General features: G+C 66.5%; 26 protein-coding genes. 11 read left to right on the top strand and 15 right to left on the bottom strand.

Annotation, left to right across the window (positions count from 1 at the left end; genetic code table 11):
• Window positions 1-11: 11 nt before the first annotated feature.
• The 3 genes from NJH59_RS07050 to NJH59_RS07040 are packed head-to-tail and all read right to left on the bottom strand — an operon-like array spanning window position 12 to window position 3896.
• Window positions 12-212 carry a DUF1656 domain-containing protein gene (locus NJH59_RS07050; protein WP_043860978.1) on the bottom strand — a complete coding sequence of 67 codons (201 nt, stop codon included), beginning with the start codon at window positions 210-212 and terminating at the stop codon, window positions 12-14.
• Window positions 202-2388, bottom strand: a complete 2187-nt coding sequence (locus NJH59_RS07045; RefSeq protein WP_054914863.1) for an FUSC family protein — start codon at window positions 2386-2388, stop codon at window positions 202-204. The genes NJH59_RS07050 and NJH59_RS07045 overlap by 11 nt, the downstream gene beginning before the upstream one ends.
• Window positions 2385-3896, bottom strand: a complete 1512-nt coding sequence (locus tag NJH59_RS07040) for an efflux transporter outer membrane subunit (protein ID WP_253086582.1) — start codon at window positions 3894-3896, stop codon at window positions 2385-2387. Before NJH59_RS07040 ends, NJH59_RS07045 begins: the two co-directional genes overlap by 4 nt.
• A 186-nt stretch (window positions 3897-4082) precedes the next feature.
• Between NJH59_RS07040 and NJH59_RS07035 the strand changes: the two genes are divergently transcribed.
• Together NJH59_RS07035 and NJH59_RS07030 are read left to right on the top strand one after the other, a co-directional pair.
• A complete protein-coding gene (locus NJH59_RS07035; RefSeq protein WP_043860975.1) occupies window positions 4083-5030 on the top strand; it encodes a LysR family transcriptional regulator in 948 nt (315 codons plus the stop codon).
• A 73-nt stretch (window positions 5031-5103) separates the two neighbouring features.
• Window positions 5104-6075, top strand: a complete 972-nt coding sequence (locus NJH59_RS07030; protein ID WP_253086581.1) for a D-glycerate dehydrogenase — start codon at window positions 5104-5106, stop codon at window positions 6073-6075.
• 37 nt (window positions 6076-6112) lie between these two features.
• Here NJH59_RS07030 and NJH59_RS07025 read toward each other — a convergent pair whose 3' ends face one another.
• Window positions 6113-7027, bottom strand: coding sequence for a DMT family transporter (locus NJH59_RS07025; protein WP_054914866.1), 915 nt, complete (start codon window positions 7025-7027; stop codon window positions 6113-6115).
• Window positions 7028-7163: 136 nt separating this feature from the next.
• On the opposite strand from NJH59_RS07025, the gene NJH59_RS07020 reads away from it, so the two are divergent.
• Window positions 7164-8039, top strand: coding sequence for an AraC family transcriptional regulator (locus NJH59_RS07020; RefSeq protein WP_043859711.1), 876 nt, complete (start codon window positions 7164-7166; stop codon window positions 8037-8039).
• Window positions 8040-8104: 65 nt separating this feature from the next.
• Here NJH59_RS07020 and NJH59_RS07015 read toward each other — a convergent pair whose 3' ends face one another.
• From NJH59_RS07015 to NJH59_RS06990, 6 genes are all read right to left on the bottom strand, one after another.
• Entirely contained in the window at window positions 8105-10519 is a 2415-nt protein-coding gene (locus NJH59_RS07015) for a TonB-dependent receptor (RefSeq protein WP_253086580.1), read from the bottom strand.
• A gap of 103 nt (window positions 10520-10622) precedes the next feature.
• Window positions 10623-11603: a FecR domain-containing protein gene (locus NJH59_RS07010; RefSeq protein ID WP_253086579.1), complete on the bottom strand. Its 981-nt coding sequence runs from the start codon at window positions 11601-11603 to the stop codon at window positions 10623-10625.
• Window positions 11600-12163, bottom strand: coding sequence for an RNA polymerase sigma factor (locus tag NJH59_RS07005; RefSeq protein ID WP_100633479.1), 564 nt, complete (start codon window positions 12161-12163; stop codon window positions 11600-11602). Before NJH59_RS07005 ends, NJH59_RS07010 begins: the two co-directional genes overlap by 4 nt.
• Window positions 12164-12167: 4 nt before the next feature.
• Window positions 12168-12494 carry a DUF3325 domain-containing protein gene (locus NJH59_RS07000; RefSeq protein ID WP_043859708.1) on the bottom strand — a complete coding sequence of 109 codons (327 nt, stop codon included), beginning with the start codon at window positions 12492-12494 and terminating at the stop codon, window positions 12168-12170.
• Window positions 12494-14071, bottom strand: a complete 1578-nt coding sequence (locus tag NJH59_RS06995) for a PepSY domain-containing protein (RefSeq protein WP_253086578.1) — start codon at window positions 14069-14071, stop codon at window positions 12494-12496. Before NJH59_RS06995 ends, NJH59_RS07000 begins: the two co-directional genes overlap by 1 nt.
• Complete coding sequence (locus tag NJH59_RS06990) at window positions 14068-14373, bottom strand: DUF3649 domain-containing protein (protein WP_043859706.1); 306 nt, start codon at window positions 14371-14373, stop codon at window positions 14068-14070. Before NJH59_RS06990 ends, NJH59_RS06995 begins: the two co-directional genes overlap by 4 nt.
• A gap of 201 nt (window positions 14374-14574) precedes the next feature.
• Between NJH59_RS06990 and NJH59_RS06985 the strand changes: the two genes are divergently transcribed.
• From NJH59_RS06985 to NJH59_RS06965, 5 genes are all read left to right on the top strand, one after another.
• Window positions 14575-15075 (top strand): sigma-70 family RNA polymerase sigma factor, encoded by a 501-nt coding sequence (locus tag NJH59_RS06985; RefSeq protein ID WP_253086577.1) that lies wholly within the window; start codon window positions 14575-14577, stop codon window positions 15073-15075.
• Window positions 15072-16001: a FecR family protein gene (locus tag NJH59_RS06980; RefSeq protein WP_253086576.1), complete on the top strand. Its 930-nt coding sequence runs from the start codon at window positions 15072-15074 to the stop codon at window positions 15999-16001. Before NJH59_RS06985 ends, NJH59_RS06980 begins: the two co-directional genes overlap by 4 nt.
• An 89-nt stretch (window positions 16002-16090) precedes the next feature.
• Window positions 16091-18421, top strand: a complete 2331-nt coding sequence (gene fecA / locus NJH59_RS06975; RefSeq protein ID WP_253086575.1) for a TonB-dependent Fe(3+) dicitrate receptor FecA — start codon at window positions 16091-16093, stop codon at window positions 18419-18421.
• 248 nt (window positions 18422-18669) lie between these two features.
• Window positions 18670-19083 (top strand): HPF/RaiA family ribosome-associated protein, encoded by a 414-nt coding sequence (locus NJH59_RS06970; RefSeq protein ID WP_043860410.1) that lies wholly within the window; start codon window positions 18670-18672, stop codon window positions 19081-19083.
• A 136-nt stretch (window positions 19084-19219) separates the two neighbouring features.
• Window positions 19220-19528 (top strand): DUF3509 domain-containing protein, encoded by a 309-nt coding sequence (locus tag NJH59_RS06965; RefSeq protein WP_253086574.1) that lies wholly within the window; start codon window positions 19220-19222, stop codon window positions 19526-19528.
• Between the two features lie 7 nt (window positions 19529-19535).
• Here the strand turns inward: NJH59_RS06965 and NJH59_RS06960 are convergent, their stop codons facing one another.
• The gene (locus tag NJH59_RS06960; protein ID WP_043860412.1) at window positions 19536-20006 is read right to left on the bottom strand and encodes a phosphate-starvation-inducible PsiE family protein; all 471 of its coding nucleotides are present in this window, start codon (window positions 20004-20006) and stop codon (window positions 19536-19538) included.
• A gap of 255 nt (window positions 20007-20261) precedes the next feature.
• On the opposite strand from NJH59_RS06960, the gene NJH59_RS06955 reads away from it, so the two are divergent.
• Window positions 20262-20525: a YebG family protein gene (locus NJH59_RS06955; RefSeq protein ID WP_043860413.1), complete on the top strand. Its 264-nt coding sequence runs from the start codon at window positions 20262-20264 to the stop codon at window positions 20523-20525.
• 3 nt (window positions 20526-20528) lie between these two features.
• Here NJH59_RS06955 and NJH59_RS06950 read toward each other — a convergent pair whose 3' ends face one another.
• Window positions 20529-21551, bottom strand: coding sequence for a Glu/Leu/Phe/Val dehydrogenase dimerization domain-containing protein (locus tag NJH59_RS06950; protein WP_054914877.1), 1023 nt, complete (start codon window positions 21549-21551; stop codon window positions 20529-20531).
• 116 nt (window positions 21552-21667) lie between these two features.
• Here NJH59_RS06950 and NJH59_RS06945 point away from each other — a divergent pair, with 116 nt between their 5' ends.
• Window positions 21668-22474: a tetratricopeptide repeat protein gene (locus tag NJH59_RS06945; protein WP_043860415.1), complete on the top strand. Its 807-nt coding sequence runs from the start codon at window positions 21668-21670 to the stop codon at window positions 22472-22474.
• A gap of 77 nt (window positions 22475-22551) precedes the next feature.
• On the opposite strand, the gene maiA is transcribed toward NJH59_RS06945, so the two are convergent.
• Genes maiA through hmgA form a run of 3 tightly spaced genes read right to left on the bottom strand, consistent with a single transcriptional unit; the run spans window position 22552 to window position 25787 of the window.
• Window positions 22552-23178, bottom strand: coding sequence for a maleylacetoacetate isomerase (maiA, locus tag NJH59_RS06940; protein ID WP_253086573.1), 627 nt, complete (start codon window positions 23176-23178; stop codon window positions 22552-22554).
• 12 nt (window positions 23179-23190) lie between these two features.
• Window positions 23191-24483 (bottom strand): fumarylacetoacetase, encoded by a 1293-nt coding sequence (fahA, locus tag NJH59_RS06935; RefSeq protein WP_253086572.1) that lies wholly within the window; start codon window positions 24481-24483, stop codon window positions 23191-23193.
• A gap of 2 nt (window positions 24484-24485) precedes the next feature.
• Window positions 24486-25787: a homogentisate 1,2-dioxygenase gene (gene hmgA / locus NJH59_RS06930; RefSeq protein WP_043860418.1), complete on the bottom strand. Its 1302-nt coding sequence runs from the start codon at window positions 25785-25787 to the stop codon at window positions 24486-24488.
• Between the two features lie 118 nt (window positions 25788-25905).
• Here hmgA and NJH59_RS06925 point away from each other — a divergent pair, with 118 nt between their 5' ends.
• Entirely contained in the window at window positions 25906-26685 is a 780-nt protein-coding gene (locus NJH59_RS06925) for an IclR family transcriptional regulator (protein WP_253086571.1), read from the top strand.
• The last annotated feature ends 19 nt before the right edge of the window (window positions 26686-26704 follow it).

Raw genomic sequence — 26704 nt, 5'->3', positions numbered from 1 at the left:
CGACTAGGGTCTCAACGGTAGACGGTCAGCGCCATGGCGCCAAAGAGGCAAATGAACAGGCACAGGCGCAGCAGCGCCGGGTGCCAGAAAAAACGGTAGCCGTCATGCCCGGCAATGAACCGGTCCAGCCCCCAGGCAAGCCCTGCGGCGAACAGGAACATCAAGGTCATGGTCGGCATGTACAGGCCGTGGAAGGCGATTTCACGGGGCATCGGGCAGTCCTTGCGTCGCGGGCAGGTGGGCCAGCGGCGATTGTGGGTCGAGCAGCGAGGTACGGATGAAGTGCAGGTAGCTCTGCACCCGGCGCAGGGCCGAGGTGTCGAAGTGCCGGGCAAAAGGTTCGTCGGTGGCCTGCACGCGGCTGATCGCATGGTCCACTGCCACCAGCGCACGCTCGTGGTTGCTGGCGGTGGGCTGCAGGAACAGCCGCGCCAGCGCCCGGCCCATCACGCGGATGGCCTGGCGCCAGGGCTGGGACTCGGCATAGCACGGGTGCACCGGGAGTATCGCCTGTTCCTTGCGCAGCTCGATGATCGCGTGGCCCACCTCCAGCACCACGAACATCCAGCGCAGCAGCTTGCTCTGCACCTGGGGCTGGCCCACGGCCAGGCCATAGGCCTGGTGCAGCAGGTCACGGGTGCGGCTCTCGAACGCCGAGCCCAGCCCGCGCAGGCGCCCGCTGATGGCGAACAGCACCTGGCCGCGCAGGTCCTGCTCCAGGCGGCTCCACAGCCAGCGGCTGTTGGGCGGCAGGATGATCGCCCCGGCCGCCGCGCACACCAGCATGCCGATGACCATGGCGATGTAGTCGTTGACGAAGGTGTAGGGGTTGTACACGGTGAGGTTGTCGGGCACCGAGCCGGTCGAGAAGAAGATCAGCAGGCCAAGGCCATAACCGGCGTAGGCCGGGCGCGAGGCCAGGAACGCGCCCACCACGAACACCGGCGCCAGCACCATGCACAGCAGCGGGAAGCCGTCGATCCAGGGGAACACGAAGAAGGTTTCGAAGAACCCCACCAGCGCGCCGAACAGGGTGCCGCAGGCCATCTGGAACGACATGCGCTTGGGGTTGGGGGTGGCCGCCGACAGGCCCACGGTGGCCGCCGCGATCAGGGTCATCATGGCCCCGCTGGGCCACGCCGTGGCCAGCCAGAAGCTGCCCAGCACCAGCAGGATGAACGCGGCCCGCACGCCGGCGGCCAGCGACACCAGCCAGTTGGTCTGGGCCACGTAGGGTTCGTCCCATTGCTCACGGGCGTGGCTGTGCTCGGCCAGCGAGGCGTGGGTCTGGGCATAGCTGTGCAGGTCGTCGACGAAGCGGTACAGCAGTTCGTAGGCGGTGTGAAAGTCGAGCAGGTCGGCGTCGCTGGGCGCGGTGTCGAGGTAGGCGGCGCGCAGGCTGCGTACCCGCTCGGGCAGGTCGTCCTTGTAGGCGGCCAGTTGCTCGGCCAGGCGCGCGGCATCGGCGTGGGTCAGCGAGCGCCCGGCATAGCCGTCGAGCAGGTTGGCCAGGGCATCGAGGCCCGGCTCGATGGCCGTGACGATCTGCAGCGGGCCGCGCTGGCGCAGGCGCTCGAGCAGTTGGTGCAGGGCGTTGAAGCGCGTGGTGATGGCCATGAACTCGCTGTTCATGCGGCCCAGGCGGCCGTTGCGTCGGCGCATGTGCGGGTCTTCGAAGGCGGTCACGCTGCGCAGGCTTTCCAGGCCCACCGCCTCGGCGATGAAGCGCACGTTGCTGCTTTCGAAACGGTCGCGCTGGCTGTCGCCGCGCAGGCCTTCGGCGACGAAGCCGGCGAACACGCCAAAGCGCTGGTACAGGGCGTTGCGCATCGAGGCACTGGCCGACTGCGGCAGGATCGCGGCGCTGACCAGGGTCGACACCAGGATGCCCAGGGAGATCTCCAGCACCCGCCACACTGCCGCCATGAATGCACCGTCGGGGTGCTGCAGGGCCGGCAGGCCGACCATGGCCGCGGTGTAGCCGGCCAGCACGAAGCCATAGGCGCGAAAGTTGCGGTAGCGCATCGCCCCCGCCGAGCAGATGCCCACCCAGATCGCCAGGCTGGGCAGGAACAGCTCGGTGTTCTGCGGGAAGATCGCGATCAGCGCGACCATCACCGACGAACCGGCCAGGGTGCCGAGCAGGCGGTAGAAGCTCTTGGCGAACACGTGGCCGCTCTGCAACTGCATCACGATGAACACGGTGATCATCGCGGTGCGCGGCTGCGGCAGCTCCAGTCGCATGGCCAGCCACAGGGTGAGAAACGCCGCGCTCAGCACCTTGAAGATGTACACCCAGGTGACGCCGTCGCTACGCGCCCATTCGAAGAAGCCGCGACGCCATTCAAGTGATGCCAGCCAGCGAAACGGCAGGGTCATGGCGCTCATTTGTCGAACACCGCCAGGGTGCGCGGGGTGGCCGGTGCGTCCTGCTTATCCGGCGTCGGCACATCGTTGCCGGCGCCCAGCCCACCGCCCAGGGCGGTGACCAGTTCGGCATGCGCGGTCAGGCGCGCGGCCTGCACCTGCTGCTGGATCTGCTGCTGGCGAAACAGCAGGGTCTGCGCATTGAGCACGTTGAGGTAGTCGGTGAGGCCGCGCTGGAACGCGATCATGGCGATGTCGTAGGTCTTCTGCGCCGAGGCCACCGACTCGGCGGCAAAGTGCTGCTGCTCGTCCATCGAGTGGCGGCGGATCAACTGGTCGGACACCCCCTTGAGGGCCTCGACCACGGTCTGGTTGTAGCGCGCCACGGCGATGTCGTAGCCGGCCGAGGCCACGCCCAGTTGCGAGCGCAGGCGGCCACCGTCGAACACCGGCAGGCTGATGGCCGGGCCGACGTTGTAGTTGAACTTGCGCCCGGTGAGAAACTCCAGCGCACCGCCGCCGGTGGCCATGAAGCCGAGCCCGCCGACCAGGTCGACGTTGGGGAAGAAGCCGGCATGCGCCACATCGATACCGCGCGCCTGGGCCGCCACCTGCCAGCGGCTGGCAACCACGTCGGGACGCTGCCCCACCAGCTCGGCAGGCAGCGCCGACGGCAGCTTGAGCGCGGTGGCCAACGAGAGATTCGGCCGCTGCAACTGCGCCCCCTCGCCCGGGCCCTTGCCGGCCAGCGCGGCCAGCTGGTTGCGCGCCAGGGCGATTTCTTCATCGAGGCTGTCGAGCTGGCGATGGGTTTCGGGCAGCGGCGTCTGCGCCTGGCTGACTTCGAAATGGGTGCCGATGCCGCCGGCCAGGCGCCGTTCGGCCAGGGCCAGGATCTGCTCCTGCTGGGCCAGCTCGGCCTTGACGATGTCGCGCTGGGCAAAGTGCAGCGACAGCTGGATGTACACCTTGACGATGTTGTTCTGCAGTTCGAGCTGCGCCTGTCGCGCCTGGGCCACGCTCATGTGGGCCATGTCCACGGCCTGCTCGCTGGCATTGCGCTCGCGGCCCCACAGGTCCAGCGCATAGCTCAGGCCCAGGGTGGCATTGTTGTCCCAGGTGTTGGCACCGGACAGCGCGCCGGGGCCATAGAACTGGTCTTCGGGCCAGTTGTGGCGCTTGAGGCTGGACTGGCCGTTGACCTGCAGTTTTTCGTCGGCCTCGATCACCCCGGCCATGGCCCTGGCTTCACGCACGCGGGCAGCGGCCATGGCCATGGTCGGGCTGCCCTGGAGCGCCAGGGCGATCCAGCGCGCCAGTTGCGGGTCGCCATAGGCTTGCCACCATTGCTGGTCGGGCCAGTGGGCATCCTGCGCGGCTGCTCGGATGGCCGCGTCGGTGGTCAGGGTATTGGCTTGCAGCGTCTTGCTTTGCGGGGCGATGCCCCAGGTTCCGATACAGCCGCTCAAGGTCAAGCTAAAGGCACAGACACTGAGCGCATTCAGCGCTCTGATGATGCGACGCGGCACAGCTGCGAGTTCCCGACTAGAAGGTGGATGACGCTAGGTGACGCAATTCTAGGGGGCCGCCGCACTGGCGATAAGCGTGCTTTACTGCGAATCTTTGTTACGAAAACCGCGATAATCCGGCTTTAGTCTGAAGACTGCTTTGGTTACTTCATGTCACAATTCTGTCGTCTTCCTTGAGAGCGCCCCATGGACACCCTGCAAAACATGCGTGCTTTCAGTTGCGTCGCGCAAGTCGGCAGTTTCACCGCCGCTGCCGTGCAACTGGATACGACCACCGCGAACGTGTCGCGGGCGGTTTCCAATCTTGAAGCGCACCTGCAAACCCGCCTGCTCAACCGCACCACCCGGCGCATCGCACTGACCGAAGCGGGCAAGCGCTACCTGATGCGCTGCGAGCAGATCCTCACCTATGTGGAGGAAGCCGAGGCCGAGGCCAGCGACGCGCATGCGCGCCCGGCCGGGCAACTGAAGGTGCACTCGATGACCGGCGTGGGCCAGCATTTCGTCATCGATGCCATCGCCCGCTACCGCGAAACCCACCCCGACGTGACCTTCGACCTGACCATGGCCAACCGCGTGCCCGACCTGCTGGACGAGGGCTACGACGTGTCCATCGTGCTCGCCAGCGAGCTGCCGGACTCGGGTTTCGTGTCGCAGCGCCTGGGCATCACCTACAGCATCGTGTGCGCCTCGCCCGAATACGTGAAGCGCCACGGCGTGGCGCACAAGCCGGCCGACCTGCTCAAGCACGCCTGCCTGCGCATGGTGAGCCCGGTGATCCCGCTGGAAAAATGGCTGTTCGACGGCCCCGAGGGCCAGGAGGTGGTGAACATCACCCAGGCGCCCTTCCAGGTGAACTCGGCCGATGCCATGAAGGCGGCGATCCGCAGCGGCATGGGCGTGGGCGTGCTGCCGATCTACTCGGCCATCGACGGCCTGCGCGACGGCAGCCTGGTACGGGTGATGCCCGAGTACCGCCTGCAGGAGCTGAACCTGTACGCGATCTACCCCTCGCGCCAGTACCTGGATGCGAAGATCAAGACCTGGGTCGAGTACCTGCGCAACTCGCTGCCGGAGATCCTCGCGGCCCACGAGGCCGACCTCAAGACCCACGAGCTGCTCATCGCCACCTGAAATCTTGCTGCACAGGGGCGGCGGAGAATGATAGCGTGCTACCCATTCTCCCCTGCCCGCAGCGAGTTCGCCGATGAAAAAGACCGTACTGGCCTTCAGCCGCATCACCGCCCCGATGGTCGAGCATCTGCAGCAAGACTTCAACGTGATCGTGCCCAACCCCAAGCTGGGCGACATCAATGCCCAGTTCAACGAAGCGCTGCCCCAGGCCCACGGCCTGATCGGGGTGGGGCGCAAGCTGGGCGAAGCGCAGCTGCACAACGCTGAGCAGCTGCAGGTGGTGTCGAGCGTGTCGGTGGGTTACGACAACTACGACCTGGCCTACTTCAACCAGCGCGGCATCGCCCTTACCAACACCCCTGACGTCCTCACCGAAAGCACCGCCGACCTCGGCTTTGCGCTGATCATGAGCGCGGCGCGGCGGGTGGCCGAGCTGGACGCCTGGACCAAGGCCGGCGAATGGAAAGCCACCGTGGGCCCGGCACACTTTGGCAGCGACGTGCATGGCAAGACGCTGGGCATCGTCGGGCTGGGCAACATTGGCGCGGCGATTGCGCGGCGTGGCCGGTTCGGCTTCAACATGCCGGTGATCTACAGCGGCAACAGCCGCAAGACCGCGCTGGAGCAGGAACTGGGCGCGCAGTACCGCAGCCTGGATCAACTGCTGGCCGAAGCCGACTTCGTGTGCCTGGTGGTGCCGCTGGGGGCCAACACCAGGCACCTGATTGGCGAGCGCGAACTGAAGCTGATGAAACCCAGTGCGTTTCTGGTCAACGTGTCGCGCGGGCCGGTGGTGGATGAGGCGGCGCTGGTGGCGGCGTTGCAGCAGGGCACGATTCGCGGTGCAGGGCTGGATGTGTACGAGAAGGAGCCGCTGAGCGAATCGCCGCTGTTCCAGCTGGCCAATGCGGTGACCTTGCCGCATGTGGGCTCGGCCACGGCCGAGACCCGCGAGGCGATGGCCAACCGTGCCATCGACAACCTGCGCGCGGCACTGCTGGGCGAGCGCCCGCGCGACCTGGTGAACCCGCAGGTGTGGAAGTAAGGCTGCCATTCGCCAGCAAGGCGGGCTCCTGCAAGGGTTACGCGGCCCTGGTAGGCGCCGGCCTTGCCGGCGAAGGCGTCACCACCCGCCCCTTCCGGAACACCAGCACATTGCCCAGCATCACCAGCACCAGCCCGCCCAGCGCCGGCGCTGTCCACTGGTACCCCTCGTAGAACGCCGACACGTTCAGCGCCACCAGCGGGAACAGCACCGTGCAGTACGCCGCACGCTCCGGCCCCATGCGCCCCACCAGCGTCAGGTACGCGGTAAAGCCGATCACCGACCCCGGGATCACCAGGTACAGCAGCGACCCCACATACCGCACATTCCATTCCATCGCGAACGGAATACCGCTGACCACGCAGTACAGCGCCAGCATTCCGGCCCCGTAGAGCATGCCCCAGGCATTGGTGGTCATCGGCCGCAAGCCGGCCTTCTGCTGCAGGCTCGAGAGCATGTTGCCCGCCGAGAAACACAGCGTACCCAGCAACGCCAGGCCCAGGCCGATCAGGGTTTCGCGGCTGGCCGCATGCCCGGCCAGCTCCGGCCAGAACAGCAGCCCCAACCCGCCCAGCCCCAGCGCGCCACCCGCCAGCACGTTGGCCGCCACCTGCTGCCCGAAGAACACCCGCGCATTGAGTGCGTTCCATAGCGTGGCGGTGGAGAACACCACCGCGATAAGGCCGCTGGGGATCCACTGGCTGGCCGTCAGAAAGCACATGAAGTTCACGCAGAACAGGCACAGCCCCTGGGCCAGGCAGATCAGGTGCCCGCGCCGGTTCATCACCTGCAGGCGCCGCCCGATCAACAGCACGGCAAACAGCACCAGCGCCGCCAGGGCAAAGCGATAGACGATGGACACCGGGATGGCCACCACCCCCAGTTGCAGTTTCAGGGCGATCCAGGTGGTGCCCCAGATCAGCACGGTCAGCAGGTACAACGACAGGTTCATGGCATGCACTCCTCACGACAGCCTGCAGTGTCCGGCGCGGGCCGCCCCGTGCGCTTGCACAAACTTGCGGTTTTTTGCTGGGCGGGGCTGTCAGGCCCGGTGGCCGCGAGTAGGATGGCCGACAGAGGTAGACCCCATGACGCCGCTGGACCAGTTGCAAGTCTTTCAAGCCATGCACGCCTCGCCCAATGCCCGCCTGGAACACAGTGCGCAGCTCGGCGACGAGCTGGTCGCAGCCCTGTGGAACAACCGCCACGACGCCCGCGACTACGAAGCGCCCAGCCACCACACGCTGTCGTGCTATATCGCCGGCGGCACCGGCACCTTTCGCCGGGATCGCCCCGCCGCCAAGGGCGGGCCCGGCAAGCTGTGCATCCTGCCGGCCGAGCACGCCTCGAACTGGGTGATCAATGGCAGCATCCGCCTGGCGCACCTGTACATCAGCCAGGCGCAGTTCGCCCTGGCCTGCACCCGCCTGCTGGACCGCGAACCGCGCGAGGTGCAACTGCACGAAGCGACCTTCATCGACGACCCGGAGCAGGCGCTGCGCTTTGGCCGGCTGATCGAGCTGAACTGGGACGAGCCCGGCGAGCGCCTGCTGACCAGCAGCCTGGCCCACGAGATTCTCGACCATGCGGTGCTCAACCAGGTGGGGCTGCGTCGGGGGCTGCGCCTGAAGGGCGGGTTGGCGACGCATCAGCGCCGGCACCTGGCCGACTACATCGAGGCGCACCTGGAGCAGGCGATCAGCCTGGGTGAGCTGGCGTTGCTGTGCAACCTGTCGCACTACCACTTTGCACGGATGTTCCGCGCAAGCTTCGGCCTGCCGCCGCACCAGTACCTGCTGGCGCGGCGCCTGGCCCGGGCACGCCAGCTGCTGCGCTGTGGCGACGGGGCGTTGGGCGAGGTGGCATTGGCGTGCGGGTTTGCCAGTGCCAGCCATTTCAGCAATCGCTTCAGGCAGGTGGTGGGGGCCACGCCGGGGGATTACCGGTTGGCCATGCGCCGCTGATCGCGGGTCAAGCCCGCTCCCACAGGGCCCCCACCGCCCTCACGGTGGGTGTTCTTCCTGTGCTCTCAGAACTCCAGCGTACTCGACAGGCTCACCTGCCGCGCATCCCCCACTGCCACGAAGTAGCGGTTCACCGCCGAGCTGTAGTAGGTCTTGTCGAACAGGTTCTTCACGTTCAGCTGAAAGCGCACCTTGTGCTCATCCAGCCGGGTTTCATAACTGGCGAACGCATCCGCCACGGTGTACGCCGGCAGGTCGAAATCGTTCTCCGCGTTGCCGGCCCGCTCGCCCACATAGCGCGCCCCGGCGCCGACCCGCAGGCGATCACCACCGAACAGGCTGCCCACGTCATACACCGCCGACAACGACCCGGTATGCCGCGCCACGTTCTGCAGGCGGTTGCCCTTGAGCTTGGGGTCCTGGGACACTTGGGCGTCGGTGAAGGCATAGCTGCCGATCAGGCTCCAGCGCTCGCTCACCTGCCCGGTGAGGTCCATCTCCAGGCCGCGCGACTTCACTTCGCCGGCGCTGCTGTACAGGGTGTCGCCGGTGGCCGTGTCGAAATTGGCCACCAGCACGTTCTGCTTGGTGATGTCGAACAACGCCACGCTGCCGGTGATCGCCCCCGGCAGGTCGAGCTTGGCCCCCAGCTCCCACGACTTGCCCTCTTCGGGGGCAATCGAGGAATCCAGCACCAGGCCACCGGTCATCGGCGCGATGCTGGAGTTGGGCTTGAACGACTCGGTGTAGCTGCCATAGAACGACAGCGTGTCGTCGACCTTGTACACCAGCCCCGCACGCGGCACCCAGGCCTGGCCGCTGTTGTCGGTATTGGCCTTGAACGGCCGGCCGCGACCGGCGTACTGGTCGAACTGCTGATAGCGCGCACCGGCCACCAGAATCCAGTGCTCGTCGAGGTGGATCGAGTCCTGGAAGAACAACGCGTTGCTGCGCAGCTTGTCGGTCTGGTCGCTGTCGCTGTCGCGCACGGCGGTGCCGGGCTGGACCTGGCCGTACACCGGGTTCAGGTAATCGAAGGTGTTGCGGGCGCCGCGAATCAGGTCGGCACGAAACACCTTGCGGTACTCGTCATCCACCCCCACCAGCACGTCGTGCTGCATGCCTGCCAGTTGCAGCTTGCCGTCCAGGCTGACGGTGGCGAAGCGGTCGCTGCTCAGGGCGCCACGGGTGCCGTCCAGGTTGCGCGTGAGGGTGCCCTTGGCAGGGTCAACCGCAGTGACGCGCACCTGGCTGGCATCGTAGGTTTCGCGGTTGAAGCTGTAGCCGAAGTGGAGTTTCCAGTCATCGGCAAGCTGATGGTCGACCTCCAGGCGGTACAGGTCCGAGCGCCCTTCCATGTTGTTGAAGGGCTCGTCCAGCCGACGTGTGCTGGGGATGTTCAGCGGGTGGTTGGTGCGTGGGTCGATGGCCGTGCCGCGGTCGAACGGGTACAGGAACTCGCGGTGCTCATAGGCCAGCTGCACCTGGGTATCTTCACCGAACCAGGCCAGCGACGGCGCCACCAGCGTCTCGCGGTGGGTGCCGAAGTTGCGCCAGTAGTCTTCGTCCTCGTGGTCGAGCACCAGGCGGTAGGCGAAGTTGCTGTCGCCCAGCGCGCCGGTACTGTCGAGCCCGCCACCGCTGCCGTTCTTGCCGCTGCCAAAGCTGGAACCGCGCAGGTTCACGGCGTTGTAGCGCTGCAGTTGCGGGCGCTTGCTGACCACGTTGATCACCCCGCCCGGGTCCTGGATGCCGTACAGCAGCGAGGCCGGGCCCTTGAGCACTTCGACCCGCTCGGTGCTGGCATTGAGGCTGCGCCCCTGCACCAGCGGCATGCCGTCACGCATGATCGAGCCGTCGCGGTTGTCGCCGAAGCCGCGCTTCATCACGGTGTCGGCGGTGGCGCCGAAGTTGTTGCCCTGGGTGATGCCGCTGACGTTGCTCAGCGCATCGTCGAGGTTGCGCGGCGCCTGGTCGGCGAGCACCTGGGCCGGCACCACGTTGATGGCCTGGGGGATCTCCAGGTTCGGCACCTGGCTGCGCATGATCGCGCTGGTGGCCGGCGGCTGGTAGCTGCCGACGCTGTCCTGCTGGGACGAGACCGTGGTGGGCTCGAGGTTGAGTGCACCGGCCTGGGCCAGCGGTTCGACGGTGAGGGTGCGAGCATTCACGCGGCGGTAGGTGAAGCCGCTGTTGCCCAGCAGGCGCTGCAGGGCCTGCTCGGCACTGAACGTGCCCGTCAGGGCCGGCGCGGCAAGGCCGGGCAGCTCGACGGTGTAGACCACGCTCAACCCGGTGACCCGGCTGAAGTCGTTGAGCGCCTGGGGCAAGGGTTTGCTGGGCTGGGCAAAGCGGTACACCTGCTCGACCTGCTGCGCTGCCACCGCCTGGCTCACGCCCGCCCCCAGCGGCAGCCACGCTGCCGCCCCAAGCCCGATTGAAATGCAACGCACCAACGATGATTTTGCCCTGAACTTCATGCCGTCGACCTGTGAGTGAACCTGTTTCATGCGAATGAATCGCACTTTCAATCACTACACGGTTGCCGCACGTACTTACCTCACCGGGCCGTGAAAATATTTTTCAGCGCAGCAGCGTGACCCGCCCGAGCAGGGTCTTGCGCTGGAAGCCGGCCACCGCCCCCAGGGCGTCCAGCGCCGCCAGCGGGTCGGCGGCGGGGAAGCTGCCGCTGACCTTGCGCGCCGCCAGGGCGTCGTCCAGCAGCAGGATGCGCCCGGGGTAATGCCGCGCCAGGTCGTCGACCACCTGCGCCAGCGGCGCCTGGTAGTAGTTGAGCCAGCCCTGGCGCCAGGCCAGGCGGTTCTCGCTGTCCACGCCCTGCACTGCACCGGCCAGGCCCTGGGCGTACTCCACCTGCTGGCCGGCCGTGAGCACCTGCTGCGCCTGCCCCGGCGCCGGCGTGACCCCGACCTTGCCCGACAGCACGGTAACGGTGGTGCCCTGGGGCTGGCGACGCACCTCGAACCGGGTACCCATCACCCGCACCTCGCCGCCATCGGCCTGCACGGTGAACGGCGCACCGGTATGCGTGACCTCGAAGAACACCGCGCCGCGCCGCACCTGCACGCGACGCTGCCCACCGCTGAAGTCCACGTCGATGGCGCTGTCGGCATCCAGCAGCAGGTGCGACCGGTCGGCCAGGGTCACGGCCTTGAGCTCGCCCACCGCGGCCACGTAATCGGCGCCCAGGTCATCGACCCAGTTGGCCGGGTGCCAGCCCGCCCCCATCGCCACGCCCAGCACCACGCTGGCAGCCAGTGCCAACCCGGCCACACGGGCCGGCCAACGGCGCCGGGGCCGGTCCATCGCGCGCAGGTAGGCGTCCAGTGCCGGGGCGTCTTCGGCGGCCAGGCGTGCTGCAGGCGCGGCGGTCTGCTGCCACAGCGCCTGGGCCTGGCGCCAGGCCTGCGGGTGCGCAGGGTCGGCCAGCAACCAGCGCTTGAACGCGGCGCCCTCGGCACGCGCGGGCTGCTGGTTGATCTGGCCGAGCCAGGCGAGCGCGGCCTGCTGCTGTTCGGCGGTAGGTGGGGCTGGAGCGTTCATCGCGGGGCATTCCCTGGCTTGCGGGGCACGGCAGGCTCGGCGGCGATACTCGCCTTGCAGGCCTCGAGGGCACGCATCATATGTTTTTCCACGGCGCTTTGGGACAGGCCCATGGCCCGCGCAATGTCGGCATAGGTGCGGCCATGGATACGGTTGAGCAGGAAGATCTGGCGGGTGCGCTCGGGCAGCTCGCGCAGGGCAGCCTCGATCCGACGCAGGTCGCTGCCGGCCTCCAGCGCGGCCTCGGGCTCGCTGGCATGGCTGTCTTGATGCGGCGCCAGCAGGCTGTCGTTGACCCGCTCGCGGGCGCCTTGGCTGCGCAGGTGGTCGATGGCGATATTGCCGGCGCAGCGCAGCAGGTAGGTGTCCAGCGCCTCGACCTCGACCTGCGGGCGACGCCAGAAGCGCAGGAACAGTTCCTGCACCAGGTCGGCGGCGGTGGCCCGACAGCCCACGCGGCGGCTGACCAGGCGCTCCATGCGCGCACGCTGGGCCACGAACACCTGTACAAAACGTGCGCGGCCCGGGGCGTCGTCGTGGCTGTCGAGCGGCTCGCTCATCGTTTCAGTACGGCGCCAGCAGTGCCAGCGGCGCCAGCACCAGGCTGGCCGCGGCCAGGCCCAGCAGCAGGCGCGGGGCGTAGGGAAGGACGAACACCCACGCGCACAAGCCGCCCATCACTACCGCGCTCAGCTCCACCAGGCCCATGGCCCAGCCGCTGTGACGCACCGCCAGCCCCAGTGCCACGGCGATCAGCAACCAGCCGCCCATGCGCAGGCCACGCAGGCGGCGGGGCGTGGGCTTGTGCCCCAGCAGGTCGGTGTAATGGCGTTCCATGGCCAGGCACAACGCCGCCACTGCGGCAAAACCGAACAATGCGATGGCCAGCATCACTGCACCTCGCTTTCGATCAGCGGTGCGGCCCTGGGCGTGCGTGCCGCGCGCTTGGGCGCCAACACCTGCGGGCGCAGCATCTTGCGCGCCATCCAGGCCAGCAGCAGGCCACAGCCCAGCGCCGTGAGGTCGAACCCGGCAATCATCCAGTCGCCCTGGGCGATCGCAGGCAGCAGGCCGGTGCCGGTGGTCAGGGCGTTGAGCACCGGCAAGGCGGCGAACAGTACCGCGCCCAGCAGCAGTTGCTCGCCCCAGGCGCGGCGCCCGGGGCGCAACAGTGCGTGCAGCAGGGCCAGGCCCCAGACGGCAAAGAAGCTGTCGACCTCAAGATCGGCACGTCCTTCAAGGGCCACCGGCAACAGGCGGTTGGCCCAGAAGAACGCCGCCACGGCGAGGATCAGCCCGCTCATGCTGGCGATGTTGAGCACCTCGACCAGACGCAGTTCGAAGGGCTGGGTGCCGCTCTTGGCGTGCTTGAGCTGGCGCTTGCCCAGCCACATCACCAGCCCCGTGCCGATCACGGCAGTGCCGGCCAGGCCGAACACGAAGTACAGCCAGCGCAGCGTCGGGCCGGCGAAGTGGCCCATGTGCAGGCCGTACATGCCGGCGGCAATCACCAACGGTGTGCTCTGCTCGCCCGGGGCCTTGAGCGGGGTGCCCTGCACGCCGTCGAACAGCCAGCCGGCGCCGCGGTTCTGGGCGATGCCCTCGTTGCTGGCACGCACCAGGCGCACCCTTGCGTTGAGGTCACCGGGGTTCTGCACCTCGACCCAGCTGACCTCGCTGCCGGGCGCCTGCTGGCGCGCCTGGGCATACAGCTGCGCCAACGGCACCAGCGGTGCCGGGGTGCCCGCCGGCTTGACCGGCTCGTCGCGCGAAAACAGCTCGTTGTAATAGGCCTGGAGGTTGTCGCCATACATCGTGCTGATGCTGGCCGGCATCACCATGGCCATGAAGATCACCAGGCTGCTGTAGCTGATCATCAGGTGGAACGGCAGCACCAGCACGCCGATCGCGTTGTGGCCGTCGAGCCAGGAACGCTGGCCCTTGCCGGGGCGGAAGGTGAAGAACTCCTTGAAGATCTTCTTGTGGGTGATGATGCCGGTGACCAGCCCCACCAGCATCATCAGCGCGCAGAAGGTCGACAGCCAGCGGCCCCACGGGTAGGGCATCTGCAACTGGAAGTGGAAGCGGTAGAAGAACTCGCCGCCGCTGCTGTCGCGCGGGTGCAGTTGATTGCCGGTGGCGGGGTCGAGGATCTTTTCGTTGAAATCGCGCCGGCCAGCGCCGGGTGCACGCCAGCCCACGCGCAGGGTCGGGTCGCGCGCTTCGGGCAACTGGATGAACCAACTGCCGGCATCGGCGGCGTTGGTTTGCAGGTAGCGCTGCGCCAGGCTCAGGCTGGCGGTGGTGTCGAGGGTGCGGTACGGGATCTCCGGCTGGGTCCAGTGGCTGATTTCGCTCTTGAAGTACGACAGCGTGCCGGTGAGGAAGATCGCGAACAGCAGCCAGCCGAAGATCAGCCCGGCCCAGGTGTGCAGCCAGGCCATGGCCTGGCGAAAGCCTTCTTTCATGGGGTTTGCATCCAGTAGGCCAGGCCGTTGATGGCGGCCAGCGCGGCGCCGGGCAGCAGCACCCCGAGCCAGGCATGCCAGGCGCTGCGACAGGCGAAGCACCAGAGGATCGCCACCAGGTAGAACAGAAACGACAGCATCATGCCGGTGACGACCGCGTCGGCCTTGGGCATGGGCAGCAACAAGGTGATGCACACGCTGGCCATGGCCGCCAGCAGGTAACCGCCGAGCAGCGCCGCGAGGCTGCGCGAGGTCACGGCCAGGCGATAACTGAAGGGCAGCCCGGCGGCTTTGCTTTTCATGACAGCGGGTCCAGTGTGAGGAGGGGCGTAATATTAATGATTAATATTCGCAGATGCAAAGACACCGCTTCAACCGGCCATGAAGAAGCAGATCGGTGGTATGGCCGCTTGCAGCGGGTGACTTGAAGCCTGTGGCGTCAAATCCTACAATGCGAACAATTCTTATTCTTTTGCGCATCCCCCGGCGCCGGAGTTGTCACGGTGCCCAGTGCCCAGCCCGCCCCTGCTTCGCTCGAAGGCCTCTACAGCGCCCATCACAACTGGCTCACCAGCTGGCTGCGACAGCGCCTGGGCTGCCCGCACAGCGCCGCCGACCTGGCCCAGGACACCTTCATGCGCCTGCTGCAGGCGCGCGAAACACCAACGCTCAACGAACCTCGCGCCTTCCTCACCACGGTGGCCAAGCGCGTGCTGTTCAACCACTACCGCCGCCAGGACCTGGAACGCGCCTACTACCAGGCACTGGCCCAGCTACCCGAAGCGGTGGCGCCTTGCGAAGAACATCGCGCGATCATTCTGGAAACCCTGATCGAACTCGACCGGCTGCTCGACGGCCTGCCCGTGGTGGTCAAGCGCGCCTTCCTGATGGCCCAGGTCGACGGCCTGGGCTACGCCGACATCGCCCGGCAGCTGGGCATTTCGCTGGCCACCGTGAAGCGCCATCTGAACAAGGCGGCCATGCGCTGCTACTTCGCCCTGTGAACGCCCAGGAATTCTCGCCAAAGGTGGCAGAACAGGCGGTGCACTGGCTGATCGAACTGCAGGGCGGTGCCCTCGACAGCCGCCAGCAACTGGCCATGGAGCACTGGCTGCAGGCCAGCGAAGAACACCGTCGCGCCTGGGAACACATACAGCGGGTCAATCAGCGCCTGCGCGGGCTGTCTTCGCCACTGGCGCACGCCGCCCTGCAGGCGCCACGCTCGGCCAGCCGGCGACGCGCGCTCAAGGCGCTGTTGCTACTCGGGGTGGGCGGCGCCTGCGGGCTGGCCCTGCAGCAGCACAACCCGCTGCCGCCCCTGCTGGCCGACTACCGCAGCCCGCTGGGCCAGCGCCGCCAGATGCGCCTGGACGACGGCACGCACCTGCACCTGAACACTGCCAGCGCCGCCGACGTGCGCCTGGACCGCGAACAGCGGCTGATCCACCTGCTCGAAGGCGAACTGCTGCTCAATGTGGCCGACGACCCCCGCCCCCTGCGCGTGGTGACCGGCAACGGCCTGCTGCAGCTGTCGAGCGGGCGCTTCAACGTGCGCCAGTGGGCCGACCACAGCCAGGTGGCGGTGCTGCAGGGCCGGGCGATGCTTGCCGGGCATGCGCTTGAAGCCGGGCAGCAGGCGCGTTTCGACGGGCCACGCTGGGGCGCCACCCATGCGGTGGATGCCAACACCGGCGCCTGGGTCGACGGCATGCTGGTGGCTGCGCATACGCGCCTGGGGTACTTCATCGACGACCTGGCCCGCTACCGTCGCGGCCAGCTCACGTGCGATCCGGCGGTGGCCGACCTGTTGCTGTCGGGCAGCTACCCGCTGGCCGACAGCGAACGCATCCTGGACCTGCTGGAGGTGTCGCTGCCGGTGCGCGTGCGGCGCTTCACCCGCTACTGGGTCACGGTAGAAGCCCGCGCCTGAGATTATTTTCAGAACCTTGAGCCGTTTTTTCATCTCGCGTGACAGAGAAGGCAGAACTCTTTGCCCCGACCTTCTCAAGGACCCTTTGCATGCCGCTTCGCCTAAGCCCCCTCGCCCATGCCCTGCTGCTGGGCGCCAGCCTCACCTTCGGCGCCGTTGCGCCCCTGCACGCCGCCCAGGCACGCACCTACCACATCGCCCCGATGTCGCTGGAAGACGCCCTGAACCAGTTCGGGCGTGAAAGCGGCGTGCTGATCTCGTTCGGCTCGCAGGTGACCCAGGGCGTGAAAAGCCGTGGCCTGGAAGGCGAGTATTCCACTGCACAGGGCCTGGCCGCGCTGCTTGAAGGCACCGGCCTGCAGGCCCGCGCCGAAGGCGACAACGCCTACAGCCTGCAACCGCTGGCCCCGGCCGCCGGCGCGCCGCTGGAGCTGGGCAGCTCCAGCGTGGTCGGCGACTGGCTGGGTGAAGCCACCCAGGACAACGTGTTCGAACACCCCGGCGCACGGGACGTGATCCGCCGTGAAGAGTTCGAACGCACCGGCGCCAGCAGCGCACGGGAAGTGCTCAACCGCATACCCGGGGTGAATGCGCCGGAAAACAACGGCACCGGCAGCCACGACATGGCGCTGAACTTCGGCATCCGCGGGCTCAACCCGCGCCTGGCCTCGCGCTCAACGGTGCTGATGGACGGCATTCCGGTGCCGTTTGCGCCCTATGGCCAGCCACAGCTGTCGTTCGCGCCGATCAGCCTGGGCAACATGGACGCAGTGGACGTGGTACGCGGCGGCGGCGCCGTGCGCTACGGGCCGCAGAACGTGGGCGGCATCGTCAACTTCGTGACCCGCGCGATCCCCGACGAACCCACGCTGAAGGCCGGCCTGCAGACCCAGACCAGCCCCTCCTCCAGCCACGACGGTTTCAAGAGCAGCGCCAACCTGCTGGCCGGCGGTACCGCCGACAACGGCCTGGGCGGCGCGATCCTGTATTCGGGCACTCGCGGTGGCGACTGGCGCGAGCACAGTGACACGCAGATCGACGACCTGATCCTCAAGGGCAAGCTGCAACTGGACGAGGCCAACAGCCTGCATGCCATGGCGCAGTACTACGAGGGCGAGGCGCAGATGCCCGGCGGCCTCAACATGGCCGACTACGACGCCGACCCGTACCAGTCGACCCGCCTGCAGGACAAGTTCTGGGGCCGGCGCACGATGTTCAACGCCGGTTACGACTACAAGGAAGGTGAGCGCCAGTTCAGCGTCAACAGCTTCTTCACCAAGACCCTGCGCAGTGGCTACCTGGTGCAGAACAGGTCGATCTCGCTGTCGCCGCGCGAGTACTGGGTGCGCGGCATCGAAACCCGTTTCACCCAGGGCTTTGCGCTGGGCGACAGCCACCACGAGGTAGGCCTTGGCTACCGCTACATCAACGAGGCCGGGCACGAGCTGCGCTACATGGAGAGCGTCAGCGCTGGCCAGTTGCCGACCACCTCCAGCCCCAACGACCGCGACACCCGTGGCGGCACCGATGCCCATGCGCTGTTTCTGGATGACCGCATCGACATCGGCCAGTGGACCATCACCCCGGGTATCCGCTACGAGATGATCAAGTCGCAGCAGAGCAACAAGCTCAAGGGCCTGGAATACAAGGGCGACTACAACACCGCTTTGCCGGCGCTGAACGTGATGTACCACCTGAGCGACAGCTGGAACCTCTACGCCAACACCGAGGGTTCGTTCGGCAGCGTGCAGTACAGCCAGATGCCCAACCGCGTGAACCAGGGTGAAGTGAAGCCCGAGAAGGCCCGCACCTGGGAGCTGGGCACGCGCTACGACAACGGCAACCTGCAGGCCGAGGCCGGGCTGTTCCTGATCAATTTCGACAACCAGTACGAAAGCAACCAGACCACCGACGACGTGATCGCCCGTGGTGAAACCCGCCACCAGGGCCTGGAAACGAGCGTGAAGTACGCGCTGGACGGCCTCACGCCGGCGCTGGCCGGGTTCGATGTGTACGCCAGCTATGCCTTCGTTGACGCGACCATCCGCGAAGATGGGCCGAACAAGGGCAATCGTGTGCCGTTCTCCTCCAGGCACAAGGGCACGCTGGGGCTGGGTTACACCGATGGGCCGTGGAAGCTGAACCTGGACAGCACCTACCAGAGCAACCAGTTCGCCGACAACGCCAACACCTCGGCCCAAAGCGCAGACGGCGCGGCCGGGCGCATCCCGGGCTACATGCTGTTCAGCAGCCGCGCCGGCTATGACTTCGGGCCGCAGCTGTCGAACCTGAACGTGGCGGTGGGGGTGAAGAACATCTTCAACCACCAGTACTTCACGCGCTCGTTCGACGACAACAACAAGGGCAAGTATGTGGGTGAGCCACGGACGGTCTATCTGCAGACATCGGTCGCTTTCTGATCGGTAGCGCCTGCTTCGCCGGCAAGGCCGGCTCCTACAGGAGCGCACCTTGCCGGGGGGTCGCGCATTGACTCAGGACACCCCCAGACAACCTTTCACGTGTTTAATTGCCACAAAATATTTTTCTTCTTCAAGCACTTGAAAAGTTCTGCCAACTGCCTGACCTTGTAGTCAAGAGGCGATGATTTCCACAGGCCGCAATGGCCCGCATCGTTCTCTTGCGAGCTAGCTGAATAAGGGATTGAACTATGCAAATCCAAGTCAACAGCGACAACCATATCCAAAGCAGTGCCCGTCTCGAAGAGTGGGTACGCACTACGGTAGAAAGCACGCTCGAACGCTACGAAGAAGACCTCACCCGCATCGAAGTCCACCTGCGCGATGAGAACGGCGACAAGCCAGGCCCCCACGACATGCGCTGCCAGATGGAGGCACGCCCCAAAGGCCATCAACCGATTTCCGTCAGCCACAAGGCCGATAGCCTGGAGCAGGCCATCGAAGGCGCCGCGACCAAACTCGAGCATTCCCTCGAGCACCTGTTCGGCAAACTGCGCGGCAAACGCGGCGTGACCCAGAAGGTCGCAACCGCCCCGGCAGCCGATGCCCTGCTGCAGGAAGAATTCCTGGAGAACGAGCAAGCCCTGCAGGCCCGTCAGGCCTGACAGCCTAGGCAATGAAAGAAGGCGAGCCACGGCTCGCCTTTTTTATTGACCACTCGGCACCTGCCTCGCAACGCCACCTGAACCAACCTGGCCAGGGCCCGGTCAATCAGAACATGTCTTTGCCAGGTACAGCCCCATGGTCAACCCCTTCCAACAGATCAACACTGCATTTGCCGACACCTACCGGGTCAACCTGAGTATCGAGCGGCTCGATGGCAGCATCATGCTGACCCTGTCCGACGATCAGGGCGTGGTGGCCAAGCGCCTGATCAGCCCGGCCCAGCGCAATGACCCCAAGCGCCTGGCGCGCCTGATCGAGAGCGTGCGCTTTGGCATTGCCATCGAGCAGGGCCACAGCGCCATGGAGATTCTGGCCAGCATGACCCGCGACGGTGCACGCACCCCGGGCCTGCGCGCCGCCAGCGAGCGCCGCGCGGGGGCGTGAGCCAAGGCTACTTGGCCTCTTCGATTTCCTTGCCGCTGGCGTCGATGGCCTTGGTGGAGGGGTAGCGCGACGAGGCGTAGCGCACCACCAGGATCGAGAACGACAGCAGCAGGATCCCGCCGCACACATACAGCAGGCCCACGTCGGGGGCCTTGTGGTGCGACACATCGCCGATCAGCAGGCGCGTAAGCGCGGTGATCGCCACGTACAGCAGGAAGCGGATGGGCATGTGGTTGGTCTTGAAGTAGATCCCCACCATCGCCCCCAGCTCCAGGTAGATGAACAGCAGCAGGATGTCATCGACGCTCACCCCACCCTTGCCGATCATCTCGATGAATGCCGACACCGCCGCATAGGCGGTGATGGCACCGATGCCGAACAGTGCCAGGTAATGAAAGGCCTCCACGCACAGGTTGCCCAGCGAATCCGCCGAGCCATGCAGGCCCTTGCGCACTTTTTCAGCCCATTTGATGTTCACGATGCGAATTCCTTGGAAACGACGAAGGGAGGATGCGCCACCCAGGTGACGCTTTGCCTGCATGCAGTAAAAAGGCCAGCGGCACAGCTTGAGAAGGCGACCGATTGCCGCAAGACACCCGCCACCCCACCATTGCGAGCAAATTGGGCTATAAAAATGCCACTACCCAAACGTGGTGGTTTGCCTTATGCTTTTACCTGTATAAAAACACAGTACTCGTACACATCAATTATCGAAAGGCATGTGAGGTGATGAATGGCCGTCGAAGTGGTATACCGCAGCAGCCGCGATCTGGAGCGCTTGTTCATGGATAAAGCTGAAGCAGACCGTCACGACAAGATGCTCGAGCTGGCCGAACTGCTCGCCGAGGTGCTGCAGAAGGCCGTGCCGTCGCTGAGCGAACAGCAGGTCGAGGAAGCGGGTATCTACATGGCGAAGAACCGCGATGTGTTCGCCAAGGCCTTCAAGAGCCAGCCCGACGCGTTGTCCGAGCTGCTTGCCGAGCAGCCCGCCGAGTAGGCATCAGGCGTTGTACACCAGCTTCTCGGCCAGTTGCTGGGCCACGCGGGCCGGCGAGCTCTTCTCGGCCTGGGCGTGGGCGAAGACCTCGGTCAGCCGCGTGGGAATGCGCGCCAGGTGCGCAGTGATGGTGCCAAGGTCCTGGCCCTGGTGGGTCAGCGCCACGTAGATCAGCCCGCCGGAATTGATGATGTAGTCCGGGGCATACAGAATGCCGCGGGTTTCGAGCTGGTCGGCGACCTGAAGGTGGGTCAGCTGGTTGTTCGCCGAGCCGGCCACCGCGGCACAGCGCAGCTGCATGACGCTCTGGCTGTTGAGCACCGGGCCCAGCCCGCACGGCGCAAAGATGTCGCAAGGCGTGCTGACCAGCGCTTCGCTGGCCACCGGCAGCGCATTCAACTGCTCCATGGCCAGTTGCACCCGCCCCGGGTCATGGTCGCTGACCAGCAGTACCGCCCCCGCCGCATGCAACTGCTCGGCCAGGGCAAACCCGACATTCCCCAACCCCTGCACAGCCACGCGCAACCCTTCCAGGTTGTCGGTGCCCAGGCGCGCCATCGCCGTGGCGCGGATGCCGGCGAACACGCCCATGGCCGAATGCGGCGAAGGGTCGCCGGCGGTGGTGGTACTGGTGACGTGCCGGGTGCTCTGGGCGATGCAGTCCATGTCCAGGGTCGAGGTGCCGCTATCGGTCGCGGTGATGTAGCGCCCCTCCAGGCTGTCGACGAAGCGCCCGAAGGCCTCGAACAGCGCGGCGCGGTTTTCCACATGGGGGTTGCGGATGATCACCGCCTTGCCGCCGCCCAGCGGCAGGCCCGCCAGGGCAGCCTTGTAGCTCATGCCCTGGGCCAGGCGAATGGCATCGGTCATTGCGGTGTCGTCGTCCGGGTAAGGCAGATAGCGACAACCGCCCATGGCCGGGCCCAGCCGCTGGTTGTGAATGGCGATCACCGCCTTGAGGCCCGTGGCCGGGTCGACGCACAGGTGCAGTGAGTGGGTGCGCGTGCTTTGCATGAGAGCGAACATTGCCCAGCCCTCGTGAGTCAGTGCTCCCACCAGTATAGGCGGCGCGAAGGCACACGTTGCGGCACTGGACGAACGCCCCTGCCGGCGCTACAACAGAAGCTTGAGCGGAGACTGCCATGACCCCACGCCAAGCCTGCCTGGCCTGCCTGGAACGCAACCCCGCCGCCCTGTTCGAGGCGGCGCTGTGGATCGCTGCCGAACACGATGCCAGCGTGCAGCCGGCCCAGGTGCTGGGCGAATTGCAGCTCGTGCAGCAGCAGGTCAGCCAGAGCCTGCCCATGCTGCCGGTGAGCGAACTGGCGCAGCCGTTGCTGCGGGCGCTCAGCGCGGCGGGCTTCCAGCAGGACGAATATCACCCATTGCGCCCGCAGGCGGCGCTGCTGAACAAGGTGCTGCAACGTCGTCGCGGACAACCACTGGCACTGGCGATCCTCACGCTGGAGCTGGCCCGCGGGCTGTCGATACCACTGGAGGGGGTGAATTTTCCGGGGCATTTCCTGTTGCGCGTGCCGGGGGCCGATCACCTGCTGGACCCCTGCGGCGGGCGCCGGTTGTACCCGGCCGATTGTCGCGAGTTGCTCAGCCGCCAGTTCGGCCCGCAGTTGCCGTTGAGCGCCGAGCATCTGGTGACGGCCAGCGCACAGCAGATGCTGCAACGACTGTCGCGCAACCTGCGTCAGTTGCATGCGAGCAATGATGATGACCTTGCGGCGCTGAAGGATGCCGAGCGGGTGTTGTTGCTGGGCTCGGCCAGCGCCAGCGATTACCTGGCGCGGGCGACACTGTATCAGCGGCTGGATTGCCCGCAGGCAGAGCGGTTTGACCTGGAGCATGCGCTGATGCTGACGGATGACCCGATCCAGCGGTTGCGCCTGACCGAGCGGCTGAGCCACCTGCCGCCGCCGACGCCTTCGGTGCACTGAAAGCTTCGCCGGCCAGGCCGGCTCCTACACGGGCCGCGCAGCGCCTGCAGGAGCCGGCCTGGCCGGCGAATGGGCCATCAGGGGGCATCCGGCTGACGCGAAGGGTGCGCCTGCACGAACGCATCATGCTCACCGGCCAGCGCCACCACACGGCGAATCCGTGGCCAGCCCGACAGGTCCACATTGAACCGTTCGGCCGCATACACCTGCGGGATCAGGTACACATCCGCCAGCCCCGGCTCATCGCCGAAACAGAACCCCGCCTCGCCGATCATCTGCTCCACCGCCGCCAGCCCCTGGGTGATCCAGTGGCCGATCCAGGCGTTCACCTGGGTGTCGTCATGCCCCAGCTCACGCAGCTGATTGAGCACGCTGACATTGTGCAGCGGGTGGATGTCGCAACCGATCAACGCCGCCACGGCGCGCGCCTGCGCCCGCGCCACCGGCGACTGCGGCAACAGCGCAGGCTGTGGATAAACCTCCTCCAGGTACTCGATGATCGCCGGCGACTGCACCAGCAGCTCGCCCGAGTCGATACGCAGCGCCGGGATGCGCCCCTGGGGGTTCAGCCCCAGGAACTCGGCCTCGCGCTGCGCGCCCTTGAGCAGGTTGACCGGCAGCGACTGGTAATCCAGCTGCTTGAGCGCCAGCGCAATGCGCACGCGGTACGACGAGGTAGAACGGTAGTAGGTATACAGTTCCATGCTCGTACCCTCTCAATGTGCCGGCAGAATCTTGCCGCGGCACTCGCCAAAACCGATCGACGCCACGCCATCACGCTTGCAGCGCGCGCGCAGGATGATCTCGTCGCCGTCTTCGAGGAACCTGCGCACCTCGCCACTGGCCAGTTCGATCGGCACCTTGCCGCCCTCGGTAATCTCCAGCAGGCTGCCGAACTGGCCAGGCTTGGCGCCCGACAGGGTGCCCGAACCGAACAGGTCGCCTGGCTGCAACTGGCAGCCGTTGACACTGTGGTGCGCAACCATCTGCGCCACGGTCCAGTACATGCTCAGGGTGTTGCTCAGGGTCAGGCGATGCGCCGGCAGGTTCTGCTCGCGCATGCGCTCGGTCAGCAGCAGCACTTCCAGCTCGATGTCGAACGCGCCACCCGCCTGGTCACGCGGGTCGAGCAGGTACGCCAGCGGCTGCGGATCGCCTTCGGGGCGTGCCGGCTGGGCACAGCGGAACGGCTCCAGCGCCTCGGCGGTGACCACCCAGGGCGACACGGTGGAGATGAAGCTCTTGGACAAGAACGGGCCCAGCGGCTGGTATTCCCAGGCCTGGATGTCGCGGGCCGACCAGTCGTTGAGCAGGCAGTAGCCGGCAACGTGTTCGCCTGCCTGCGCTACCGGGATGGCATCGCCCATGGCATTGCCCTGGCCGATCCAGATGCCCAGCTCCAGTTCGTAGTCCAGCCGCGCGCACGGGCCGAAGCTCGGCTCGGTTTGCCCGGCGGGCAGGGTCTGGCCGTTGGGCCGACGGACATCGGTACCCGACGGGCGAATGGTCGAGGCACGGCCGTGGTAGCCGATCGGCACGTACTTGTAGTTGTGCAGCAGCGGGTTGTCGGGGCGGAACAGCTTGCCGACGTTCTTGGCGTGCTCGATGCCTACATAGAAGTCGGTGTAGTCGCCGATGCGCGCCGGCAGGTGCAACTGGCACTCGGCGGCCGGGTACAGGGCCGGCTTCAGCGCAGCCTGGTGCGGGCTGTCGGCACCCAGCAGTTCGAGCAGGCGCTCGCGCAGGGCCACGCGGGCCTCACGGCCCAGGGCGAAATAGGCGTTCAGCGCACCACCGCGGGTGGCCTGCACCGCATGGCGGGCCTGGCCGTCGAACAGCCCGGCGGCCAGCACCGCGTCGAGGTCCAGAATCGCGTCACCGATGGCCACACCGCAGCGACGCTCGTCGCTGCCACGGCTGAAGATACCCAGCGGCAGGTTCTGCAGCGGGAAATCGCTATGCCCGTTGGCGTGCTCGACCCAACTGCGGGCAATGGCGGACTGGTTCATGGTTATCTCCGATTCGGGGTGAAGGTGCTCGGCAAGGTGGCCCAGCACGTGTCGTAGTCGGCCTGCAGTTGCGGGCATTCAAGCGCATGGCGGGTCGGGCGCAGCACCTGGCTGGTCTCGAACATGAACGCCATGGTGTTGTCGATCTTGCTCGGTGCAAGGTCGGCGGCAATCGCCCTGGCGCAGGTTTCGGCATCCGGGCCGTGGGCGCTCATGCAGCTGTGCAGCGAGGCGCCGCCGGGCAGGAAGCCTTCGGCCTTGGCGTCGTACTCGCCCTTGATCAACCCCATGAACTCGTTCATCAGGTTGCGGTGGAACCACGGTGGACGGAAGGTGTTCTCGGCCACCATCCAGCGCGGCGGGAAAATCACGAAATCGATGTTGGCCATGCCCGGTACGCTGGTAGGCGAAGTGAGCACGGTGAAGATCGACGGGTCGGGATGATCGAAGCTGACCGTGCCGATGGTGTTGAAACGGCGCAGGTCGTATTTGTACGGCACGTTGTTGCCGTGCCAGGCCACCACGTCCAGCGGCGAGTGCTGCAGTTCGCAGCCCCACAGCTCGCCGAGGAACTTCTGTACCAGCGGCACCGGGCCCTGTTGCTCTTCGTAGTGGGCCACCGGCGCGAGGAAGTCGCGCGGGTTGGCCAGGCCGTTGCTGCCCAGCGGGCCCAGGTCCGGAATGCGCAGCGGCGCGCCGTGGTTTTCGGCAATGTAGCCACGCGCCTGACTGTCGAGCAGCTCGACGCGAAACTTCAGGCCACGGGGCAGCACGGCGATTTCCAGCGGCTCCACGTCCAGCACGCCCAGCTCGGTGACGAGGCGCAGGCGGCCCTGCTCGGGGACCAGCAGCAGTTCGCCATCGGCGTTGAAGAACACCCGCTCCATGGAACGGTTGGCGCGGTAGTTGTAGATGCTGATGCCGGCCGGCTTTTGCGCCGCCGAGTTGGCCGCCATGGCTACCCAGCCGTCGATGAAGTCGGTGGGCTCGGCCGGGATGTCCAGCGGGCTCCAGCGCAGCCGGTTGGGGGTTACCGGGCCCAGCGGGCCGCCGCTCAACTGGCGCTCGAGGCGTTCGAATGCCGGGTGCAGTGCCGATGGCCGGATACGGTACAGCCAGGTACGCCGCTGCTCGCTGCGCGCCATGGTGAATGCGGTGCCGGAAAACAGCTCGGCATACAGGCCATACGGGGCTTTTTGCGGGGAGTTCTGGCCAACCGGCAGGGCGCCGGGCAATGCCTCGCTGGCAAATTCGTTGCCGAAGCCGCTCTGGTAAGCGAGGGCGGGAGTGGAATCGACGTTCATCGAGCCTCCAGTCAGGTAGCGTTATTATTATCGTAAACTGATTACGCATAACGTAATTTGATACCTGTAACCCGTCAAGCTATAAAGACGCCCACCTGTCAACACGGACCCCTTTCCCATGAGCAAAACCAGCACCGCCGACAACAACGGCAAACAGAAGGTCCGCTCGGCGGAGGTCGGTACCGACATTCTCAAGGCGCTGGCCCAGCTCTCGCCGGCCACCTCGCTGTCGCGCCTGGCCGAGCATGTGCAGATGCCCGCGAGCAAGGTGCATCGCTACCTGCAGGCCCTGATCGCCAGCGGCTTTGCCGAGCAGAACCCGGCCACCAACCACTACGGGCTGGGCCGTGAAGCCCTGCGCGTGGGCCTGGCCGCGCTGGGCGGGATGGACGTGCTGAAAGTGGCGGCCATGCCGTTGTCACAGCTGCGTGACGCGCTCAATGAAAGCTGCTTTATCGCGGTGTGGGGCAACCAGGGCGCAACGGTGGTGAACATCGAACCTGCGGTGCGCGCCGTGACGGTGGTGACGCAGATCGGTTCGGTGCTGCCGTTGCTCAGTTCGTCCACCGGGCTGGTGTTCGGGGCCTACCTGCCCCAGCGCGAGACCATCGAGTTGCGCGACCAGGAACTGCTTGCCCTGGGCCAGGACGCCGCAGACTACGAAGCGCTGTTTGCGCAGATCCGCGCACGCGGCCTGCACCATGTGCATGGCCTGCTGATGCCGGGGGTGGATGCGCTGTCGGCACCGGTGTTCAACGCCATGGGCAACATCGCTGCCGTGCTGACCGTGGTGGGCCCTACCTCGATTTTCCATGCCGATGAACAGGGCCCGGCGGCGCAGCAGCTGCAGGCGGCGGCGCAGGCAATCAGCTGGCGCATGGGCTATGAGCCACAGTGACCTGTTTTGGTGCACTGTT

Origin of the sequence: Pseudomonas sp. VE 267-6A, assembly GCF_024126555.1 — a bacterium.
Classification (GTDB): Bacteria; Pseudomonadota; Gammaproteobacteria; order Pseudomonadales; family Pseudomonadaceae; genus Aquipseudomonas; species Aquipseudomonas palmensis.
This window is presented reverse-complemented; position numbering and strand designations above follow the sequence as displayed.

Bases quoted from the DNA above. Each gene is read 5' to 3' on its own strand.
- NJH59_RS07050 (WP_043860978.1), bottom strand. From the start codon at position 212: ATGCCCCGTGAAATCGCCTTCCACGGCCTGTACATGCCGACCATGACC.
- NJH59_RS07045 (WP_054914863.1), bottom strand. From the start codon at position 2,388: ATGAGCGCCATGACCCTGCCGTTTCGCTGGCTGGCATCACTTGAATGG.
- NJH59_RS07035 (WP_043860975.1), top strand. From the start codon at position 4,083: ATGGACACCCTGCAAAACATGCGTGCTTTCAGTTGCGTCGCGCAAGTC.
- NJH59_RS07030 (WP_253086581.1), top strand. From the start codon at position 5,104: ATGAAAAAGACCGTACTGGCCTTCAGCCGCATCACCGCCCCGATGGTC.
- NJH59_RS07025 (WP_054914866.1), bottom strand. From the start codon at position 7,027: ATGAACCTGTCGTTGTACCTGCTGACCGTGCTGATCTGGGGCACCACC.
- NJH59_RS07020 (WP_043859711.1), top strand. From the start codon at position 7,164: ATGACGCCGCTGGACCAGTTGCAAGTCTTTCAAGCCATGCACGCCTCG.
- NJH59_RS07015 (WP_253086580.1), bottom strand. From the start codon at position 10,519: ATGAAGTTCAGGGCAAAATCATCGTTGGTGCGTTGCATTTCAATCGGG.
- NJH59_RS07010 (WP_253086579.1), bottom strand. From the start codon at position 11,603: ATGAACGCTCCAGCCCCACCTACCGCCGAACAGCAGCAGGCCGCGCTC.
- NJH59_RS07005 (WP_100633479.1), bottom strand. From the start codon at position 12,163: ATGAGCGAGCCGCTCGACAGCCACGACGACGCCCCGGGCCGCGCACGT.
- NJH59_RS07000 (WP_043859708.1), bottom strand. From the start codon at position 12,494: ATGCTGGCCATCGCATTGTTCGGTTTTGCCGCAGTGGCGGCGTTGTGC.
- NJH59_RS06995 (WP_253086578.1), bottom strand. From the start codon at position 14,071: ATGAAAGAAGGCTTTCGCCAGGCCATGGCCTGGCTGCACACCTGGGCC.
- NJH59_RS06990 (WP_043859706.1), bottom strand. From the start codon at position 14,373: ATGAAAAGCAAAGCCGCCGGGCTGCCCTTCAGTTATCGCCTGGCCGTG.
- fecA (WP_253086575.1), top strand. From the start codon at position 16,091: ATGCCGCTTCGCCTAAGCCCCCTCGCCCATGCCCTGCTGCTGGGCGCC.
- NJH59_RS06970 (WP_043860410.1), top strand. From the start codon at position 18,670: ATGCAAATCCAAGTCAACAGCGACAACCATATCCAAAGCAGTGCCCGT.
- NJH59_RS06965 (WP_253086574.1), top strand. From the start codon at position 19,220: ATGGTCAACCCCTTCCAACAGATCAACACTGCATTTGCCGACACCTAC.
- NJH59_RS06955 (WP_043860413.1), top strand. From the start codon at position 20,262: ATGGCCGTCGAAGTGGTATACCGCAGCAGCCGCGATCTGGAGCGCTTG.
- NJH59_RS06950 (WP_054914877.1), bottom strand. From the start codon at position 21,551: ATGTTCGCTCTCATGCAAAGCACGCGCACCCACTCACTGCACCTGTGC.
- NJH59_RS06945 (WP_043860415.1), top strand. From the start codon at position 21,668: ATGACCCCACGCCAAGCCTGCCTGGCCTGCCTGGAACGCAACCCCGCC.
- maiA (WP_253086573.1), bottom strand. From the start codon at position 23,178: ATGGAACTGTATACCTACTACCGTTCTACCTCGTCGTACCGCGTGCGC.
- fahA (WP_253086572.1), bottom strand. From the start codon at position 24,483: ATGAACCAGTCCGCCATTGCCCGCAGTTGGGTCGAGCACGCCAACGGG.
- hmgA (WP_043860418.1), bottom strand. From the start codon at position 25,787: ATGAACGTCGATTCCACTCCCGCCCTCGCTTACCAGAGCGGCTTCGGC.
- NJH59_RS06925 (WP_253086571.1), top strand. From the start codon at position 25,906: ATGAGCAAAACCAGCACCGCCGACAACAACGGCAAACAGAAGGTCCGC.